This is a genomic window from Actinomadura logoneensis (assembly GCF_003428695.1).
GTDB classification, from domain to species: domain Bacteria; phylum Actinomycetota; class Actinomycetes; order Streptosporangiales; family Streptosporangiaceae; genus Spirillospora; species Spirillospora logoneensis.
This window is the reverse complement of sequence record NZ_QURH01001030.1, coordinates 1-14,990: the sequence shown is the minus strand read 5'-3', so window position 1 is coordinate 14,990 and position 14,990 is coordinate 1. Positions and strand designations below refer to the sequence as shown.

Genomic DNA, 14,990 nt, shown 5'->3' with positions numbered 1-14,990 from the left:
GGCGCGGCGCGACCGGCGGCCCGGGGCCGCCGTGCCGACTACGCTGAGATCATGCGCCTGCTCCGGTCGAACCGAGCCCTCCCCGCCGACGTCCGCGCCGCCCTGGACCTCCCGCGCGGCGACCGCGTCCTGGCCGCCGCCCCCACCCGCGGCGGCTCCCACGTCGTCGCGACGGCCCGCGCCCTCTACGTCCCGACGGTGGACGGCCTGACCCGCGTCCCCTGGGAGCAGGTCGACCAGGCGTCCTGGAAGGACGGCTGGCTGCACGTCCACGAGACCATGGGCGGCCCGGAGCACCACGTCCGGCTGACCGAGCCCGGCTCGGTCCCGGAGACCGTCCGCGAGCGGGTCACCTCGACCGTCGCCGTCTCCCACCACGCCGAACTCCCGAACGGCGGCGGCGTCCGCATCGCGGGCCGCAGGGCGCCCGGCGGCGGCGAGGTCCGCTGGACCTTCGTCTTCGACCCCGGCCTCGACCCGAAGGACCCCGGGCTGCGCGCCCAGGCCGAGCAGGTCCTCGAGGACCTCCGCCGCCAGACCGGCCTCTGACCGGCCGCGTCCGGCCGCAAGCCGCCGTTCTCCCGCCCGTCCGCCTCGCCGCCCCCGCCGATTTCGATGCGCGAAGCAGTCTCCGGATGCGCTAATCTATTCCTGTCGCCAGGGGGCGAAACCCCCGGAGACCAGGGACAATCCCGCGTAGCTCAATTGGCAGAGCAGCCGGCTGTTAACCGGCAGGTTATTGGTTCGAGTCCAATCGCGGGAGCCATACCGGCCTTCTGAAGGCCAAGGTCAGGGCCGCCACCGATCTCGGTGGCGGCCCTGACGCGTGTCGGGGGCCGTGAGGGGCGTCGAGGCGTGTTGCCGGGCGTCCGGGCGCGCGGAAACGATCTTGCTGGCGGCGTCGGTAGCCTGTTGCCCGATATGTGTGGGAGGGCGGCATGAGTCAGCCGGGCTGGTACGCGGATCCGTACGGCGGGGGAGGGCTCCGCTGGTGGGACGGGAACGTCTGGACCGAGCACGCCAGACCCGCGCCGCCCCCGCCCCCCGCGCCGCCCGTCGCGATGGCCCCGCCCGCACCGGCCGCGCCCGCGCCCGCGCCTGCCGTGCCGGCCCAGCCGGTGCCCTCCCAGCCCGTCGTGGCGGGTCCCGTTTTCAACCTGGAGTATCGGAAGTTCCACGTCTGGGCCGATCAGCACACGCTCGGCGTGAACGGCCGGACGATCCCCATCGCGGACATCCGGTGGGTCTCCCACTGGGTGGTGCGGAAGGTCCAGGGGAGTTCGGGGCTGAACGACCCGACGCGCGGCAACTTCGAGTACCACTTCAAGGCGGGCACGGACCCGTCCCGCAGCCGCGGCGACGTGCGCGCCGAGTTCTACCGCCGGTACAAGGACAAAGAGGACCCGGAGGCGTGGACGGCGCTGCTGCGGCTGCTCCGCGAGCGGGTCGAGCCGGACATCCTCGCGCGGATGGACGCCCGGCTCCGGCGCGGGCAGTCGATCGACTTCAGCCGGCGGGCGCAGGTGCACCCCGGCGGGGTCGTGGTCGGCCGCGACTCCTTCGCGTGGACGCAGGTCCAGAGCGCGAAGGACCACGCCGGGCGGGTCTGGCTCTTCGTCCACGGGCGGGAGAAGCCCCTGCCCGTCGCCGTCCACTCGACGCCGAACGCCGGGCTGATCACCCCGCTCGTGAACATGAACGTCGCCCGGCAGCGGGGCTGACGCCCGGTCAGCCGGCCAGGTCGGGCTTGCCGAACGGGACGGCGTAGCCGGACGGCAGCTGGCCCAGCAGGTGGTTGACCTCGCCGCCGGACACCGACTCGCTCACCGTGCCGAGGACGGCCGCCGCGTCCCGTTCGGGTTCGGGCGTGCCGAGGCGGGCGTAGAACTCGGCCAGGCCGAAGCCGCCGGCGTGCCGGTCGGGGTCGGTGTCCAGCGCGCCGCCCACCTCGTCGGGGAGCTGCGCGGCCAGGCCGGAGGCCGTGCGGGGAGGAATCCGCTCCGACAGGACGGACAGGACCGTCCGCGCGACGTCGGCGGCCTCGCGCTGGTCGTTGTAGCCGCCGCGCCGCCTGACCTCGGCGAGGAATTCGTCGCTTCTCATCTCTTCCCTCCTTTCCCAGGGGCCTCCTGGTCCCCCTACCGCGACGTGGTCTCGCTAAACGCGGCTTCGCGCGGCGCGTCCGGAACCGGGGGACGGGGCGTCCGGAAGGCTGCGGCGACGATCACGAGCGCGACGGCGGCGATGCCCGTCGCGACCGTGAAGGCGCCGCTCATCCCGTGGGCGATGGTGGACGGGGGCGAGGGGCGTCCGTCCACCGACGAGGCGTAGACCCCGGAGAGCACCGCGATGCCCAGGGACGCGCCGGTCAGCATCGCCGTCTGCAGCAGGCCCGCCGCCGCGCCCGAGTCGGCGGGCGCGACCGTCGACATGATCGTCATGTTGAACGGGACGACGACGAACCCCAGTCCCGCGCCGATCAGGAGGAGCGGCCCGGCGACGCCGAGGGCGTAGCCGCCGGTCTGCGGGAGGAAGCACAGCCAGGCCAGGCCGCCGGTCAGCGCCACCGTGCCGAGCAGGGCGACCGACCGGGCCGACAGAGTGCCCATGAGGCGCGGCGCGTACCGGGCGGTGACGAGCATGCCCAGCGCCATCGGAAGGAAGGCCAGGCCCGCGAGCAGCGCGCCCCATCCCAGGGCCTCCTGGAGGTACTGGACGATCAGGAACTGGGCGCTCATCGTCGTCATCGGGATGAGCAGCAGGGCCGGCAGCGCGGACGCGCGGGCCCGGTCGGCGAACAGGCGCAGCGGCGTGACGGGCCGGGCGGCCCGCCGCTCCACCAGCACGAACGCGACGAGCAGCAGCGCGCCCGCGCCGAGGGCGAGCGGCGGGTTCCCCACCCTGGCCAGGCCGAGGGCGAGGAGGGCGAGGCCGAGCGCCGAGGTCAGCGCGCCCGCCAGGTCGAAGCGTCCGCCCTCCCGCGGCGACTCGGCGAGCACGCGCGGGGTGAGGGCGACCACCAGTACGCCGATCGGGACGTTCACCAGCAGCATCCAGCGCCGGGACAGCGCGGCGGTGAACAGCGCCGTGCCCCAGGCGAAGACGCGGCGGCGGCCGAGGACGTCCCCGGCGCGTCCGCCGAGCAGCAGGAGGCCGCCGTAGGCGAGCAGGAAGGCGTTGCTCACCCAGGCGAGGCCGCCGGGGGACAGGTCGAGGCCGTCCCGGATCTGGGGAAAAGCGCGACGTTGGTGATCGCGCCGTTGGTGATCGTGCCGTCCAGCATGAGCATCAGCTCGCAGGAGACGATCACGGCGAGTGTGAGCGTGGCGCGTGACACGCGGACCTCCACAATAGGGAACCAGGTGGTTCACTGTAGGGGAGGGCGAGGCTTTTAGGGAACCATATGGTTCACTATTTTCCCGCGCTACGATGACCCGGGTTCGAGAAGGGGGACGTGTGACGGTCACGGCGTCCCGGCGACGGGGCGAGGAACTGCGCCGGGCGATCCTCGACGCGGTCGTGGAGCAGCTCGGCACGGTCGGCTACGCGAAGCTGAGCACCAACAAGGTCGCCGCGGCGGCCGGCACCGGCAAGGCGGCGCTCTACCGGCGCTGGCGCAACAAGGAGGAGCTGGTCCGCGACGCGCTGCGCGACCTGCTGTCCGAGCCGCCCGAGATCCCCGACGGCACTCCGCTGCGCGACGGCCTGCTCGTCCTGCTCCGGCATTTCGACCGCGCGCTCAACGACTCGCGCGGGACGGCCTTCCAGACCGTCGCCGCCGAGGCAGCGGACGGCACCGGCGAGCTGCGCTCGTTGTTCCACGAGTCCGTGACGCGGCCCTGCGAGGAACGCATCGCCGACCTCGTCCGCGCGCACGGCGGCACGGCGGGGGCGAGCGCCGTGTCGGCCGGCCCCGCGCTGCTCTTCTACCACTGCTTCGCGGGCGGACCGCGAAGCACCGACGCGCAGATCCAGGCGGTCGTGGACGACGTGCTGCTTCCCCTCTTCCGGGAAGGCGGGGCCGCGTGACGCTGCAAGAGCGGCTGATCGCCGTCGCGACGCGGCTGTTCGCCGAGAAGGGCTACGAGGCGACGTCGGTCCAGGAGATCGTGGCCGCGGCGGGCGTCACCAAGGGCGCGATGTACCACTACTACGGTTCCAAGGACGAGCTGCTCTACGAGATCTACCACCGGCTGATCGACATGCAGACCCGGCGGCTGGAGGAGATCGCGGACGGCCCCGGGACGGTCGAGGAGCGGGTCCGCGCGGCGGCCGTGGACGTGCTGAACACCTCGTTCGCCAACCTGGAGGACCTGACGGTCTTCTTCCGCTCCACGCACCTGCTGTCACCGGAGCGGCGGGCGGCCGTCCGGGCGGAGCGCCGGCGGTACCACGAGCGGTTCCGTGCGCTGGTCGAGGAGGGCCAGGCCGACGGGACGTTCCGGGCCGGGACGCCCGCCGACATCGTGGTGAACTTCTTCTTCGGGACCGTCCACCAGATCGGCGCGTGGTACCGGCCGGGCGGGCGGCTGAAGGCCGAGGAGATCAGCGAGCACTACGTCGGCCTCTTCCTCGACGGCCTCCTCGCCGGCCGCGCCTCCGCCTAGAGCCGCACGATCCGGAGTTCGGCCGCGGCGTGCCGCGCCCGCAGCGGCTTCTTGTCGAACTTGCCGACCGTCGTCTTCGGGACCTCGTCCAGGAACGTCCAGTACTCCGGGACCTGCCACTTCGCGATCCGGCCGCGGAGGAAGTCCGCCAGTTCGGCCGCGGTCGCCGAGGCGTCCTCGCGCAGGACGACGCAGGCCAGCGGACGCTCGTCCCAGCGCGGGTCGGGGACGCCGATCACGGCGGCCTCGGCCACGGCCGGGTGCGCCATGAGGTGGTCCTCCAGCTCGACCGACGAGATCCACTCGCCCCCGGACTTGATGACGTCCTTCACGCGGTCGGTGATCTGGAAGTAGCCGCGCCGGTCGATCGTGCCGACGTCGCCGGTGCGCAGCCATCCGTCGTGGAACTTCTCCGGCGCGTCCACGCGGTGGTAGGACCCGGTGATCCACGGGCCGCGGACCTCGATCTCGCCGACCGACTCGCCGTCCCACGGCAGCTCGCGGCCCAGCGCGTCGACGATCCGCATCTGGACGCCGGGCGCGACGCGGCCCGACTTCATCCGCCAGTCGGTGTCCTCGGGCGTGCCGGGCTCGACCCCGGGTGGCGGGAACGCCATGCCGCCGAGCGGGCTCGTCTCGGTCATGCCCCACCCCTGGACGATCCGCAGGCCGTACCGCTCCTGCGCGCGCTCCAGCAGGACGCGCGGCGCGGCGGCCCCGCCCGAGTTCGCCAGCCGCAGCGACGACAGGTCGATCTCGTGCCGCTCGCCGTGCTCCAGGATCGCGTGCCAGATCGTCGGGACGGCCGAGGCGACCGTCGTCCGCTCGGACGCGATGAAGGCGGTCAGGTGCTCGGGCTGGAGGAACCGGTCCGGCATGTGCAGGGTCGCGCCGGACAGCAGCGACGCGTACGGCAGGCCCCACGCGTTCACGTGGAACATCGGGACGATCGCGAGCACCCGGTCGTCCTCGCGCGGCCCGACCAGCGACGACGAGTTCGCCGCGAGCGCGTGCAGGAACGTCGAGCGGTGCGAGTAGACGACGCCCTTCGGGTCGCCGGTCGTCCCGGACGTGTAGCACATCGCCGCCGCCGACCGCTCGTCCAGCTCGGGCCAGGCGAAGCCGGGCTCCTCGGCGGAGAGGAGCTCCCGGTACCGCAGGACGGGCCGGCCGAGCGCCGACGCGTCGCCGTCCCCGACCACGATGACGTGCCGGACGGTCGGCATCCGGTCGGCGATCCGCGCGAGCAGCGGGACGAGCGAGTCGTCCACGATGACCACGGAGTCCTCGGCGTGGTTCACGATGTGCGCGAGCTGTTCGGGGAACAGCCGGATGTTCAGCGTGTGCAGCACCGCGCCCATGGACGGCACCGCGAGGTACGCCTCGAAGTGCTCCTGGTTGTTCCACGCGAACGTCGCGACGCGGTCGCCGGGCCGGACGCCCAGCCTGGTCAGGGCCGCCGCGAGCCGTTCGGCGTTCTCGGCGACCTCCGCGAACCCGGCCCGCCTCGGGGGCGTCGCGCCGCCCGTCCACGTCACGCATTGGCTGTCCGCGTAGATGAGCCGTCCGTGCCGCATGAGGGCGGTGATGGTGAGCGGGAAGTCCTGCATGGTGCTGGGGATCACGACCATCCTCCCGGAGCCGACCGGCCGGTGCGTGTGCCCGATATCACCATACCGACCGGTCGGTATGCAATACGGTCCGCTCCTTCCACGCCGGGACGGGCCCCGCCTAGGAACGGGGGACGGCGCTGTACCGACCCATGCTCCCCGGCCCCGGCCAGGGGGCGCCGTCCTTCACGAGGAGCTGGCGGACCTTGCCGTCGAGGTCGACCAGCACGGTCTCCATGCGGTCGGGGTAGATGATCCGCACGGCGAGGAGGTGCGTCTCGTCGTACCAGCCCAGAAGCGTCAGGTCGCGCAGCCGTCTGAGCTCGCGCGTCGTGCGTCCCGATGTGTCCCAGAGGACGATCGCGTTCCCCATGCCGTGCAGGTAGTCGCACGCCAGCATCCGTCCGGACGGGGAGTACAGGAGCTCCCGGGTGTCGTGGAACTCGGTCAGCCGCACGTCCGGCTCGGGCCTGCCGCCCGACGCCGGGAAGCGGAGCAGCCGGGAGCCCGCGCCGGGCGCCACGGCGTACCGACCGGTCGCGTCCCAGGCGAACTGGGCCTCGGGCTGGACCCGCTCCGGCCGACCCGCGCCTCCGACCCAGGTGACGCGGACCCGCAGGGTGTCCGCGTCGATGACCGCGAACCCCCGCAGCCCTTCGTTGATGGCGCCCGAGTAGAGCGAGACCAGGATCCGCCGCCCGCGCGGGGACCATCTCAGGTGGCCCGTGGACGCCGGGAGCGAGACGCGGCGTTCGGCCCCGGTGCGCCGGTCGCGCACGGCCACGCGGCGGGACGTCTCGTCCGGGCGCGGCACGCCCGCGACCGTCCGCCCGTCGGGGGAGACGGCGGCCTCGACGTAGGGCGTCGCGGCGAACGTCCCGGTCGAGGCGTCCAGCACGTAGGCCGTCACGTTCGACAGGTCCCTCTCGGCGGGCAGCGAGAAGGACGTCAGGGTGAGAGGCCCGGGCGGGTCCGAGACGATCTGCCCGACCTGCCGTCCCTGGACGACCACGGGACCGGGCGCGGGCCGCCGCCCGGGGAGCGGCGCGCCGGCATGCGGTGAACCGGGCGCGGTGGGCTGCGGCGAACCGGACACGGTGGGTTGCCGCGAGGCGGACACGGCGGCCCGCGGCCGGTCGGCCCCCCGCCGGAACTCGATGCCGAGCGAGACGCCCGCCGCGGCGATGACCACGACCCCGACGCCCGCGGCGACCCATCTCCATGCTCGTTCTCCCGGCATGGGAGAAGGATCAAGGTGCGCGGGGTCTGGTGTACACACCGATGGCATGATCCGGCCGCGAATCCGGAGCGCGGGGGGCGGCGGCGCGGCCGGAGGAAGGGCGGGCTCCGGCCGCGTCGCGGTTCAGCGGTGCCGCTGCTGGGCGGTGGCGATGGCTCGGGCGAGGTCGTCCACGGTGGCCGCGTGGACGAGGCGGAAGTCGTCGCCCTCGCCGACCATGGCCCACCACTCGCGGGTGCGGTGGCCCCACCAGCAGGGGACGTCCGGGAGGCGGCGGCGCAGCTCGAAGATCGTGAGCGGCTGGGACGGGGACGGCGGATGCCCGAGCGCCGCGCGCACCCAGGGGAGCAGCGTCGAGGTGAGCCTGGCGGCGGCGAGCGCCGCGTCCGGGTAGTCGGCGAGCCGTTCGCCGCCGCTCGCGACGTACCACCACTGTCCGGGGCGGGTGCCGGGCCGGACGGTCACGGTCTCGCCGAAGTGCGGCGTCTGCGCGCAGTAGACGAGGAGTGAGGGGAGGGAGTCGCCGAAGCGCGGAGAAGTGGCCCATCCGAGCCGCCGCAGCTCCTCGTCCAGCCGCACGAGCCCGCTCGGCAGCCGCGCCTGGCTGCGCGGCGCCGCGTCGTTCAACTGCGCTTTCCGCACCTCGACGCCGGTCTGTGTGCGGGTCACGAGCCGGGACCGAGGCTGTTTCCGGAGCCGCCGCCAGCGTCCCCGGGCCCGGTCGCTCACAGGCCGTCCCGGGAGTCGATCGCGCGCCCGCGCTCGATGACGAGCAGTTCGCGGAGGCGGTCGGCGTCCGAGGCGATGACCGTCGGATCGACGCCCTGGGACGGATCGTGCAGCGTGGCCACCCAGTCGCCGGGCCGTCCGTCGGAACGGTGCGCGCGCCAGATGCGGTGCCCGGGGAAATCCACCCGAAGGGCGACGAGCGCGATGTGATCGGGATTTATGGATGGTATCGACATGGATAACGCCTCACGATGGGGTTTCTCTCTGTAATCGCTCCCCAGCATCCCGTGACCGAGTTATGGTCGGGAAGAGCGTGAGGTTCAGCGAAGGAAAGCCCGCAGCCCCCATCGAAAGCCGATGGTTTTCCATCCTCTGGAGGTCGGAATGCCCCGTCGCCCCCGTGACCCCGGAATCCCTACGACCCCGGCCGGACATTTCGGTAGGGAGTTGCGCGCGTATCGCGACGACTTGGGCCTGACCAGGGCCGGACTCGCGGCGAAGCTCGGCTACTCACCTCAGCGGATCGGGCAGATCGAAGGCGGAGACGCGCCTTCCGAGGACTTCGCGAAGGACTGTGACGCCTTCTTCAAGACAAATGGGTCGTTCCATCGCGATTGGGAGTGGATCCAGGAGATCACTCAGTTGGAGCTGCTCCCCCCAGGCTTCTCTGAGTACCTGATCTTCGAAGACAAGGCCATCCTGATCCACAAGTTCGAAGCCATGCATGTGACCGGACTGTTCCAGACGCCGGAGTACGCCTTCGAGATGCTCAAGCGCCGCTGGTCGCCAGAGGAGGCGAAGGAGCTGGTCGCCACACGTTTGGCACGGCAGGAGATCTTGGATGGCGAGGACGCGTGTCATGTGGTCGTCGTCTACGACGAGGGTGCGATCCGGCGGCCGGTGGGAGACCGCAATGTCATGCGCGGGCAGGTGCAACATCTGATCGATATGGCCCAGAAGCCGAACGTGACCTTGCAGATCGTGCCGAGTTCGGTCGGAGCGTATGAGGGCACCCTGGGAGCCTTCACCGTCTTGGGCCTTCCCGATGGAGTCGATGTCGCTTATGAAGAGGGCCACGTCGGTGGGCAGCTTCATCGGCACCATGATGCTGTTCGTCAGTTTGGGGTACGTTTCGACTTGATCAGAGGAGTGGCTCTGTCCGCGGAGGACTCCCTCAAGCTCCTCTATGAGATCTTGGAGGGCCTATGAGCAAGCCAGATCCGTCCAACGTCCGCTGGCGCAAGAGCAGTCACTCCGGCGATACCGGAGGGGATTGCGTAGAGCTCGGGGGAGTGTGGCGCAAGAGCAGTCGCAGCACTGACACGGGTGGGCAGTGTGTGGAGTTGGCTGGGTGTCCGCATGATGTCGCGGTTCGTGATTCCAAGGACCCCGACGGGCCGAGGCTGGTCTTTGATGCCTCGGTGTTCGGGGCGTTCGCTCGGCGGGTGAAGGCCGGAGCGCTGGACCTGGTCTGACATCTCGTCTTCTGACCTGCGAGCCCTCGCCGTGCTCTACGCGCGGCGAGGGCTCGCTGTGCTGGAGCGCTGTCTTGATGCGGTCACGGGGGTGTTGTCGTCCTCGGCCGTCCTAGATGCTGAAAAGTCCGAGCGTCGCTCTTCCGAGAAGTCTGGGAGGCCCGGTGAAGTCAACCGATCTGGCGTCGATGAACTGGCGCAAGAGCAGTCACAGCGGCGACACCGGCGGGGAGTGCGTAGAGCTCAGGGGGACGTGGCGCAAGAGCAGTCGCAGTGGCGACACGGGTGGGCAGTGTGTGGAGCTGGCTGGTTGTCCGCATGATGTCGCGGTTCGTGATTCCAAGGACCCCGACGGGCCGAAGCTGGTGTTCGCTGGGCCTGTGTTCGGGGTGTTCGCTCGGCGGGTGAAGGCTGGGGCGTTCGATCTGGGCTGACCTTTGTGCTCGGGACTGGAGAGCCCTCGCCGTGCTCGCGTGCGGTGAGGGCTCGCGTGTGTTCGGGGCGTGAGGGTTTCCGTACGGTTGCGGTACGTGTCGGGCCGGGGTGGAGGGGGAGGGAGTACCGCGGGGTCCGGACGAAGGAATGCGGCCATGAGGGAACGAGCTCTTGGTGCGGGAGTCGTCGGGCTGGCCCTGGCCGTCCTGCTCGCGGGGTGCGGCAGCGGCGGCGACGGCGGACGGGCGGACTCGTCCGCGTCGCTCCCCCTGATGTCCCGGGTGTCCGACCCGCCGCCCCCGCCGAAGGACGGGACGAACCTCGCGGCCTGCCGGGAGGGGCGCTGCGAGGTCCGGGTCCGGGCGGGCGACCAGATCGAGCTGGCCCCGCACTTCCACGCCGGGCCGCTGGTCATCACGGCCGTCGAGCCCGACGGCCTGTCGGTCCGCTGGACGTACGAGGGTGGCGGCTCGGGTGCGGGGAAGGCCAGTCCCAACAGCACGATCACCTTCGGCGACGGCGGGACGCTGCTGACCATCCATGTGGAGCGGATCGGTTCCGACAGCGCGGTCATCCGGCTCATGTCGGGTGAGCCGTCATGACGCGCCCGGCTGGTGGGACCAGGTGCGCAGCAGGGCGGGGGAGCGGCCGGGGCACTCGCGGGTGACGAGGTCCTCGTCGGTGAGGACGAACCCGGCGGACCGGGCGACCCCCTGGCTGGCGAGGTTGTCCTCCGCGATCCGCAGGACGACCCGCGCGGACGGGTCCGTCTGGCGGGCGTGCTCGACCATGAGGCGGACGGCGCGGTTGGCGAGCCCCCGGCCCCGGTGCCGCGGCCCGATGCCGTAGGCGATTTCCACCGCGCGCGGCGTCTCGTCCGGCCGCGGGACGTACAGCACCTCGCCCAGCGGCGTCCGCCCGTCGGTGGTGACGGCGAACTGCAGGACCCGGCCGCTCTCGCGGTTCGTCCGGCTCTTGTCGAGGTAGGCGCGCGCGGCGTCGAGGTCGAATGGCGACGCGAGCGGTGTCCAGGTGGCGAACTCGGGGTGGTCGAACAGCTCGACCATGGTGCGCAGGTCGCCCTCGTACCAGGGGCGCAGTCGGAGTCCCAGGCCGGTGATGGAGGGCGCGGGAATCGCTGGGGAGGTCATTCCGTGATCATGGCAGGGGCATGGCGGACCCGTCCGGCCGGTCCCGGCCTCGGCCATGGGCGTTCGCCGGATGTTGGGCGAGCATCGTCGTATGACCGGCGGTGACATCTCCCTGTCCGTCACGGAGGGACGGACTCTGAGGCATCTGCTGGCTTCGGCCGGTGCGAGCCTCGCGCTGGCGGCTGCTCTTCTGGCGGTGTGGTTCGTCCTGCTGCGGGACGGGTCGGAGGACCGGGACCTGTGGAACGCGCCCTCGTTCGACAAGGCCGCCGCTCCGCTGGTCGTCTCCGGTGTGCTCACGGTGGCGATGGCCGCGTCGTGGGCGCGGCTGCGGATCGCGGCTGCCCTGTGCGCGACGCCCGCGTTGACGCAGGTGCTCGTCTTCGTGGTCGCCGGGGATGTCCGCCGCGACCGCTGGTTCGGGTACATGCCCCTGGTTCCGCCGCGCGCCGTGGACAGGTGGAGCATCACGCTGACCACGCTCGCCGAAGGGCTCGGCCTGCTCGCGGCCTTCCTGCACGGCGGGACGTCCCGAGGGCGCCTGGTCCTTCCGGTCTACCTGCCGGTTCTCGCGGGGCTCGCCCTGGCGGCCGACGCGGTCGCGGAGGCGGAGTTCGAGCCTGCCAGGGGGTTCGCGGCGGCCTGGCGGACGTGGCACTACGGCTGGATCGCGTTGGGCGTCTTCGCGGTCGGGCTGGCCTTCCTGCTCGTCGCGCGCCGGAGCGGGAGCCGGGGGTCGCGGCTCGCGGGTTCGGTGCTGCTGGCGGTGCCGCTGGGCCTGCTGCTCTGGGACCACCGGCCTCGGACGTTCCTGCGCGTCCGCACCGGCTACCCGTCGCCCGAGCTCTACGGCCGGTTCATGCAGGGTGACGGCGTGCAGAAGAACTGGACGCTGTTCCTCGGGGCCGCGGGCGGGCTGGTGCTGTGGATGACGCTCGTCCTCGCGGCGCTGGTGGCGGTCGCGCAAGCCTGGCCCGAGCCGCACGACGACGAGGCGTGAGACGGCGAGGCGTGAGCGGCGCGAGGACGAGCGGAGGCGGGCGTCAGTCCTCGGCGGTGTGCGGGTTCCCGCCGGCGAGGGTTTCGGCGAGCAGGTTCTCCTCGGTGGAGCCCTGCCGCCAGTAGCCCATGAACTCGACGGCCTCGCGGGGCATCCCGCGGACACGGACGAGGTGGCGGCGGATGGCGCGGACGGTGGCGGCCTCGCCCGCGATCCACGCGTAGTCCACCTGGGGAGCGTTCCGGACGGCCTCCGCGAGCGGTTCGTCGCGGTGCCGGACGAGCCAGGTGACCTCGCCGGGAAGGTCGTCCTGGCGGTCGCCGTCGTGCGCGATCTGCACGTAGACGTGCGCGGACGTGCCCGGCGGCAGCGCCTCCAGGTTCCCGCCGACCGCGGGGAGGGCGGACTCGTCCCCGGCGATGAGGATCGTCCGCGCGGACGGCGGCGGGGCGAACTCGACGCCGCCGTTGTCGGGGGCGGTCGGGCCGAGCGCGAGCAGGCGGTCGCCCGGCCGGGCGCGGGACGCCCAGCGGGAGGCGGGGCCGAGGTCGCCGTGCAGCGCGAAGTCCACGTCCACCTCGCCGGGGCGCTGCGCGCGGACGGTGAAGGTCCGCATGACGGCGCGCTCGGCCGGGTCGAGGGCGCGCCAGGCGGCGAACCAGTCGGCGTCCGGGACGTCCGGCATGACCGGGCGGTCCTGGTGCGGGTGCGGGAAGAACAGCTTGAAGCGCTGGTCGCGTCCGCCGGAGACGAACTCGTCCACGTCGGGGGCGGTGAAGGTGATCCGCAGCATGGTAGGGCCGAGGCGGGCCGCGCGCAGCACAGCGAGGTCGAAGAACCGGTACATCGGGGTCACGCCACCTTCCGCGCGTTCCGGATGGTCGCGGCGAGCCTCTCGATGATGGGCGCGCAGCCCGCGTAGGAGAAGCGCGGCTCGGGCTCCCAGGCGAACACCTGGTTCGCCTTCACGGCGGGCAGCTCGCCCCAGGCCGGCTTGGACCCGAGGTCCTTCGGCTGGAGGGCCTGCGTGCGGGCGTCCAGCAGGATCACGTCGGCACCGTACTTGCCGGCGTTCTCCCAGCTCAGCGATTCGAAGTAGCCCGCCTGGTCGAGCTTGCGCGGGACGATGACGCCGACGCCCTGCTCCTGGAAGAAGCGCAGGTCGGCGTTCTTGGCGGGGGACGAGGCGTAGAAGAGGTTCGGGCTGGCGGACGCGGCGAGCACCTTCACGCCCCTGTTCGCCGCGACGGCCGCGCGCAGGGCGGCGACGGCCTTGTCGAACCGCTCCTTCGCGGCCGTGTTCGCGGCGGACTTCAGATCCGCGCCGAGCGCGGCGGCGAGCCGAGCGTAGTGCTCGATCGGGGTGGTGAGCGTGGTGTCGCCCGCCTGGACGCCGACGCTCGGCGCGAGCTTGAAGATCTTGTCCTTGCTCTCGGCGGGGACGTAGAACAGGTCGGGCTTGACGAACATGTGGTCCACGAGCAGTTCGGGACGCAGGGCCGCGTACTTCTCGATGTCGAACTCGCCGTAGGCGTTGCCGATGATCTCGACCTTGCTGACGTCCACGTCGCCGACCTGCGGGTCGCGGCTGCCGTCCTTGCGCTTGGCCGGGCCGTACACGCCGACGATGCGGTCGGTCACGCCGTAGTCCCAGAGCGCGGCGGCGGCCCCGACGTAGGCGACGACGCGGCGGGGACGCGACTTGGCCTCGGCTTTCTGCCCCCGGTCGTCGGTGAAGGACCACGCCCCGCCGTCGTCGGACGCTTTCGCGGTGCCGCCGTCCCCGCCGCCGCACGCGGCGAGGACGGCTCCGACAGCGAGCGCGCCGCCCGCGCCGAGCAGGCCGCGGCGGGACAGGCGGGAGGAGGCGAGGTTCGTCATGGCGTGCGTTCTCCGAGGTCAGGGGTGTGCGGGGACGCCTATCGGCCCGATAGGCGGAACTTAGGTTAACCTAACCTAAGTTTTTGTCCAGGCCCCCGGGAGTCGCCCGTGACCCTGTCCTTCGTTCGGCGGTCCGCCCTGGCCGTCGTGCTGCTCGCGGCCGTCGTCGCGCTGAGCCTCGCGGTCGGCGCGCGCCCGCTCGGCCCGTCGCAGGTGTGGGACGGCCTCACCCGGCCCGGGACCGACGCGTACACGGTCGTCCACGGGATGCGGCTGCCGCGCACGCTGCTCGGGCTCGTCGCCGGGGCCGCGCTCGGCCTCGCGGGGGCGCTCATGCAGTCGCTCACCCGCAACCCGCTCGCCGACCCCGGACTGCTCGGCGTCAACGTCGGCGCGTCGGCGGCCGTGGTCACCGCCATCTCGTTCCTCGGCGTCACGTCGTTCGCCGGATACGTCTGGTTCGCCTTCGCCGGGGCGGGGATCGTCGCCGTCCTGCTGTACGGGATCGGCGGCGGACGCGGCGCGACCCCCGCGCGGCTCGCGCTCGCCGGAGCGGCGCTCAACGCCGCGCTGTACTCCTACGTCAGCGCCGTCCAGCTGCTCGACACCGCCTCGCTCGACCGGATGCGCTTCTGGACGGTCGGCAGCCTCGCCGCCGCGCAGACCTCGACCGTGCAGATGGCGGCGCCGTTCGTGCTGGCCGGGGCGGTGCTCGCGACGGCGCTGGCCCGCCCGCTCAACGCGCTCGCGCTGGGCGACGACACGGCGCGGGCGCTCGGCGCGCGGCCCGCCCTCGTCCTCGCGTGCGAGGCCATCGTCATCGGCCTGGCGATCCCGGTCGCGATCTCGGTGCAGAAGGTGG

20 protein-coding genes and 1 tRNA gene are annotated in these 14,990 nt (G+C 72.3%); 11 read left to right on the top strand and 10 right to left on the bottom strand.

The window, feature by feature from the left end; genetic code table 11:
• The 3 genes from DZF91_RS36125 to DZF91_RS36115 all read left to right on the top strand — a co-directional run.
• On the top strand, positions 1-549 hold a 549-nt coding region (locus tag DZF91_RS36125; protein WP_328589268.1), incomplete at its 5' end, for a Rossmann-fold NAD(P)-binding domain-containing protein.
• A 141-nt stretch (positions 550-690) separates the two neighbouring features.
• Positions 691-766: transfer RNA gene (locus DZF91_RS36120), tRNA-Asn, on the top strand.
• A 172-nt stretch (positions 767-938) separates the two neighbouring features.
• The gene (locus DZF91_RS36115; protein WP_117361516.1) at positions 939-1,721 is read left to right on the top strand and encodes a DUF2510 domain-containing protein; all 783 of its coding nucleotides are present in this window, start codon (positions 939-941) and stop codon (positions 1,719-1,721) included.
• Between the two features lie 7 nt (positions 1,722-1,728).
• On the opposite strand, the gene DZF91_RS36110 is transcribed toward DZF91_RS36115, so the two are convergent.
• Genes DZF91_RS36110 through DZF91_RS42500 form a run of 3 tightly spaced genes read right to left on the bottom strand, consistent with a single transcriptional unit; the run spans position 1,729 to position 3,337 of the window.
• The gene (locus tag DZF91_RS36110; protein WP_117361515.1) at positions 1,729-2,103 is read right to left on the bottom strand and encodes a DUF2267 domain-containing protein; all 375 of its coding nucleotides are present in this window, start codon (positions 2,101-2,103) and stop codon (positions 1,729-1,731) included.
• A 35-nt stretch (positions 2,104-2,138) separates the two neighbouring features.
• Entirely contained in the window at positions 2,139-3,185 is a 1,047-nt protein-coding gene (locus tag DZF91_RS36105) for an MFS transporter (protein WP_235834816.1), read from the bottom strand.
• Positions 3,182-3,337 (bottom strand): hypothetical protein, encoded by a 156-nt coding sequence (locus DZF91_RS42500; RefSeq protein ID WP_235834815.1) that lies wholly within the window; start codon positions 3,335-3,337, stop codon positions 3,182-3,184. Before DZF91_RS42500 ends, DZF91_RS36105 begins: the two co-directional genes overlap by 4 nt.
• 119 nt (positions 3,338-3,456) lie before the next feature.
• Here DZF91_RS42500 and DZF91_RS41460 point away from each other — a divergent pair, with 119 nt between their 5' ends.
• On the top strand, positions 3,457-4,029 hold the full coding sequence (locus tag DZF91_RS41460; RefSeq protein ID WP_199487125.1) for a TetR/AcrR family transcriptional regulator: 573 nt from the start codon (positions 3,457-3,459) through the stop codon (positions 4,027-4,029).
• A gap of 2 nt (positions 4,030-4,031) precedes the next feature.
• A complete protein-coding gene (locus tag DZF91_RS36095) occupies positions 4,032-4,607 on the top strand; it encodes a TetR/AcrR family transcriptional regulator (protein WP_199487127.1) in 576 nt (191 codons plus the stop codon).
• Here DZF91_RS36095 and DZF91_RS36090 read toward each other — a convergent pair.
• The 4 genes from DZF91_RS36090 to DZF91_RS36075 form a co-directional block, all read right to left on the bottom strand.
• The gene (locus DZF91_RS36090; RefSeq protein WP_235834814.1) at positions 4,604-6,232 is read right to left on the bottom strand and encodes a long-chain fatty acid--CoA ligase; all 1,629 of its coding nucleotides are present in this window, start codon (positions 6,230-6,232) and stop codon (positions 4,604-4,606) included. The genes DZF91_RS36095 and DZF91_RS36090 overlap by 4 nt on opposite strands.
• Positions 6,233-6,338: 106 nt before the next feature.
• Complete coding sequence (locus tag DZF91_RS36085) at positions 6,339-7,457, bottom strand: lactonase family protein (RefSeq protein WP_147341547.1); 1,119 nt, start codon at positions 7,455-7,457, stop codon at positions 6,339-6,341.
• Between the two features lie 123 nt (positions 7,458-7,580).
• Entirely contained in the window at positions 7,581-8,126 is a 546-nt protein-coding gene (locus DZF91_RS36080; protein ID WP_117361512.1) for a hypothetical protein, read from the bottom strand.
• Between the two features lie 56 nt (positions 8,127-8,182).
• The gene (locus tag DZF91_RS36075) at positions 8,183-8,422 is read right to left on the bottom strand and encodes a hypothetical protein (RefSeq protein WP_147341546.1); all 240 of its coding nucleotides are present in this window, start codon (positions 8,420-8,422) and stop codon (positions 8,183-8,185) included.
• A gap of 121 nt (positions 8,423-8,543) precedes the next feature.
• Here DZF91_RS36075 and DZF91_RS36070 point away from each other — a divergent pair, with 121 nt between their 5' ends.
• The 4 genes from DZF91_RS36070 (at position 8,544) to DZF91_RS36055 (ending at position 10,698) form a co-directional block, all read left to right on the top strand.
• Positions 8,544-9,395 (top strand): helix-turn-helix domain-containing protein, encoded by an 852-nt coding sequence (locus DZF91_RS36070; RefSeq protein ID WP_328589267.1) that lies wholly within the window; start codon positions 8,544-8,546, stop codon positions 9,393-9,395.
• Positions 9,392-9,661 carry a DUF397 domain-containing protein gene (locus DZF91_RS36065; protein WP_117361510.1) on the top strand — a complete coding sequence of 90 codons (270 nt, stop codon included), beginning with the start codon at positions 9,392-9,394 and terminating at the stop codon, positions 9,659-9,661. The genes DZF91_RS36070 and DZF91_RS36065 overlap by 4 nt, the downstream gene beginning before the upstream one ends.
• Before the next feature lie 164 nt (positions 9,662-9,825).
• Positions 9,826-10,095, top strand: a complete 270-nt coding sequence (locus tag DZF91_RS42815) for a DUF397 domain-containing protein (protein ID WP_328589266.1) — start codon at positions 9,826-9,828, stop codon at positions 10,093-10,095.
• Positions 10,096-10,251: 156 nt separating this feature from the next.
• The gene (locus DZF91_RS36055) at positions 10,252-10,698 is read left to right on the top strand and encodes a hypothetical protein (RefSeq protein WP_117361508.1); all 447 of its coding nucleotides are present in this window, start codon (positions 10,252-10,254) and stop codon (positions 10,696-10,698) included.
• Here the strand turns inward: DZF91_RS36055 and DZF91_RS36050 are convergent.
• Positions 10,693-11,247: a GNAT family N-acetyltransferase gene (locus DZF91_RS36050; protein WP_117361507.1), complete on the bottom strand. Its 555-nt coding sequence runs from the start codon at positions 11,245-11,247 to the stop codon at positions 10,693-10,695. The two genes, DZF91_RS36055 and DZF91_RS36050, sit on opposite strands and share 6 nt — an antisense overlap.
• Positions 11,248-11,338: 91 nt before the next feature.
• Here DZF91_RS36050 and DZF91_RS36045 point away from each other — a divergent pair, with 91 nt between their 5' ends.
• On the top strand, positions 11,339-12,247 hold the full coding sequence (locus tag DZF91_RS36045; RefSeq protein ID WP_117361506.1) for a hypothetical protein: 909 nt from the start codon (positions 11,339-11,341) through the stop codon (positions 12,245-12,247).
• Positions 12,248-12,290: 43 nt separating this feature from the next.
• Here DZF91_RS36045 and DZF91_RS36040 read toward each other — a convergent pair whose 3' ends face one another.
• The gene (locus DZF91_RS36040) at positions 12,291-13,094 is read right to left on the bottom strand and encodes a siderophore-interacting protein (RefSeq protein ID WP_117361518.1); all 804 of its coding nucleotides are present in this window, start codon (positions 13,092-13,094) and stop codon (positions 12,291-12,293) included.
• 5 nt (positions 13,095-13,099) lie between these two features.
• Entirely contained in the window at positions 13,100-14,128 is a 1,029-nt protein-coding gene (locus DZF91_RS36035; RefSeq protein ID WP_117361505.1) for an ABC transporter substrate-binding protein, read from the bottom strand.
• A 108-nt stretch (positions 14,129-14,236) separates the two neighbouring features.
• Here DZF91_RS36035 and DZF91_RS36030 point away from each other — a divergent pair.
• Positions 14,237-14,990: FecCD family ABC transporter permease (locus DZF91_RS36030; protein ID WP_117361504.1), on the top strand; the 754-nt coding region annotated here is incomplete at its 3' end.

Coding starts and splice junctions, on each gene's coding strand:
- DZF91_RS36115 (WP_117361516.1), top strand. CDS start 939: ATGAGTCAGCCGGGCTGGTACGCGGATCCGTACGGCGGGGGAGGGCTC.
- DZF91_RS36110 (WP_117361515.1), bottom strand. CDS start 2,103: ATGAGAAGCGACGAATTCCTCGCCGAGGTCAGGCGGCGCGGCGGCTAC.
- DZF91_RS36085 (WP_147341547.1), bottom strand. CDS start 7,457: ATGCCGGGAGAACGAGCATGGAGATGGGTCGCCGCGGGCGTCGGGGTC.
- DZF91_RS36075 (WP_147341546.1), bottom strand. CDS start 8,422: ATGTCGATACCATCCATAAATCCCGATCACATCGCGCTCGTCGCCCTT.
- DZF91_RS36070 (WP_328589267.1), top strand. CDS start 8,544: ATGGTTTTCCATCCTCTGGAGGTCGGAATGCCCCGTCGCCCCCGTGAC.
- DZF91_RS36065 (WP_117361510.1), top strand. CDS start 9,392: ATGAGCAAGCCAGATCCGTCCAACGTCCGCTGGCGCAAGAGCAGTCAC.
- DZF91_RS36055 (WP_117361508.1), top strand. CDS start 10,252: ATGAGGGAACGAGCTCTTGGTGCGGGAGTCGTCGGGCTGGCCCTGGCC.
- DZF91_RS36050 (WP_117361507.1), bottom strand. CDS start 11,247: ATGACCTCCCCAGCGATTCCCGCGCCCTCCATCACCGGCCTGGGACTC.
- DZF91_RS36045 (WP_117361506.1), top strand. CDS start 11,339: ATGACCGGCGGTGACATCTCCCTGTCCGTCACGGAGGGACGGACTCTG.
- DZF91_RS36040 (WP_117361518.1), bottom strand. CDS start 13,094: ATGTACCGGTTCTTCGACCTCGCTGTGCTGCGCGCGGCCCGCCTCGGC.
- DZF91_RS36035 (WP_117361505.1), bottom strand. CDS start 14,128: ATGACGAACCTCGCCTCCTCCCGCCTGTCCCGCCGCGGCCTGCTCGGC.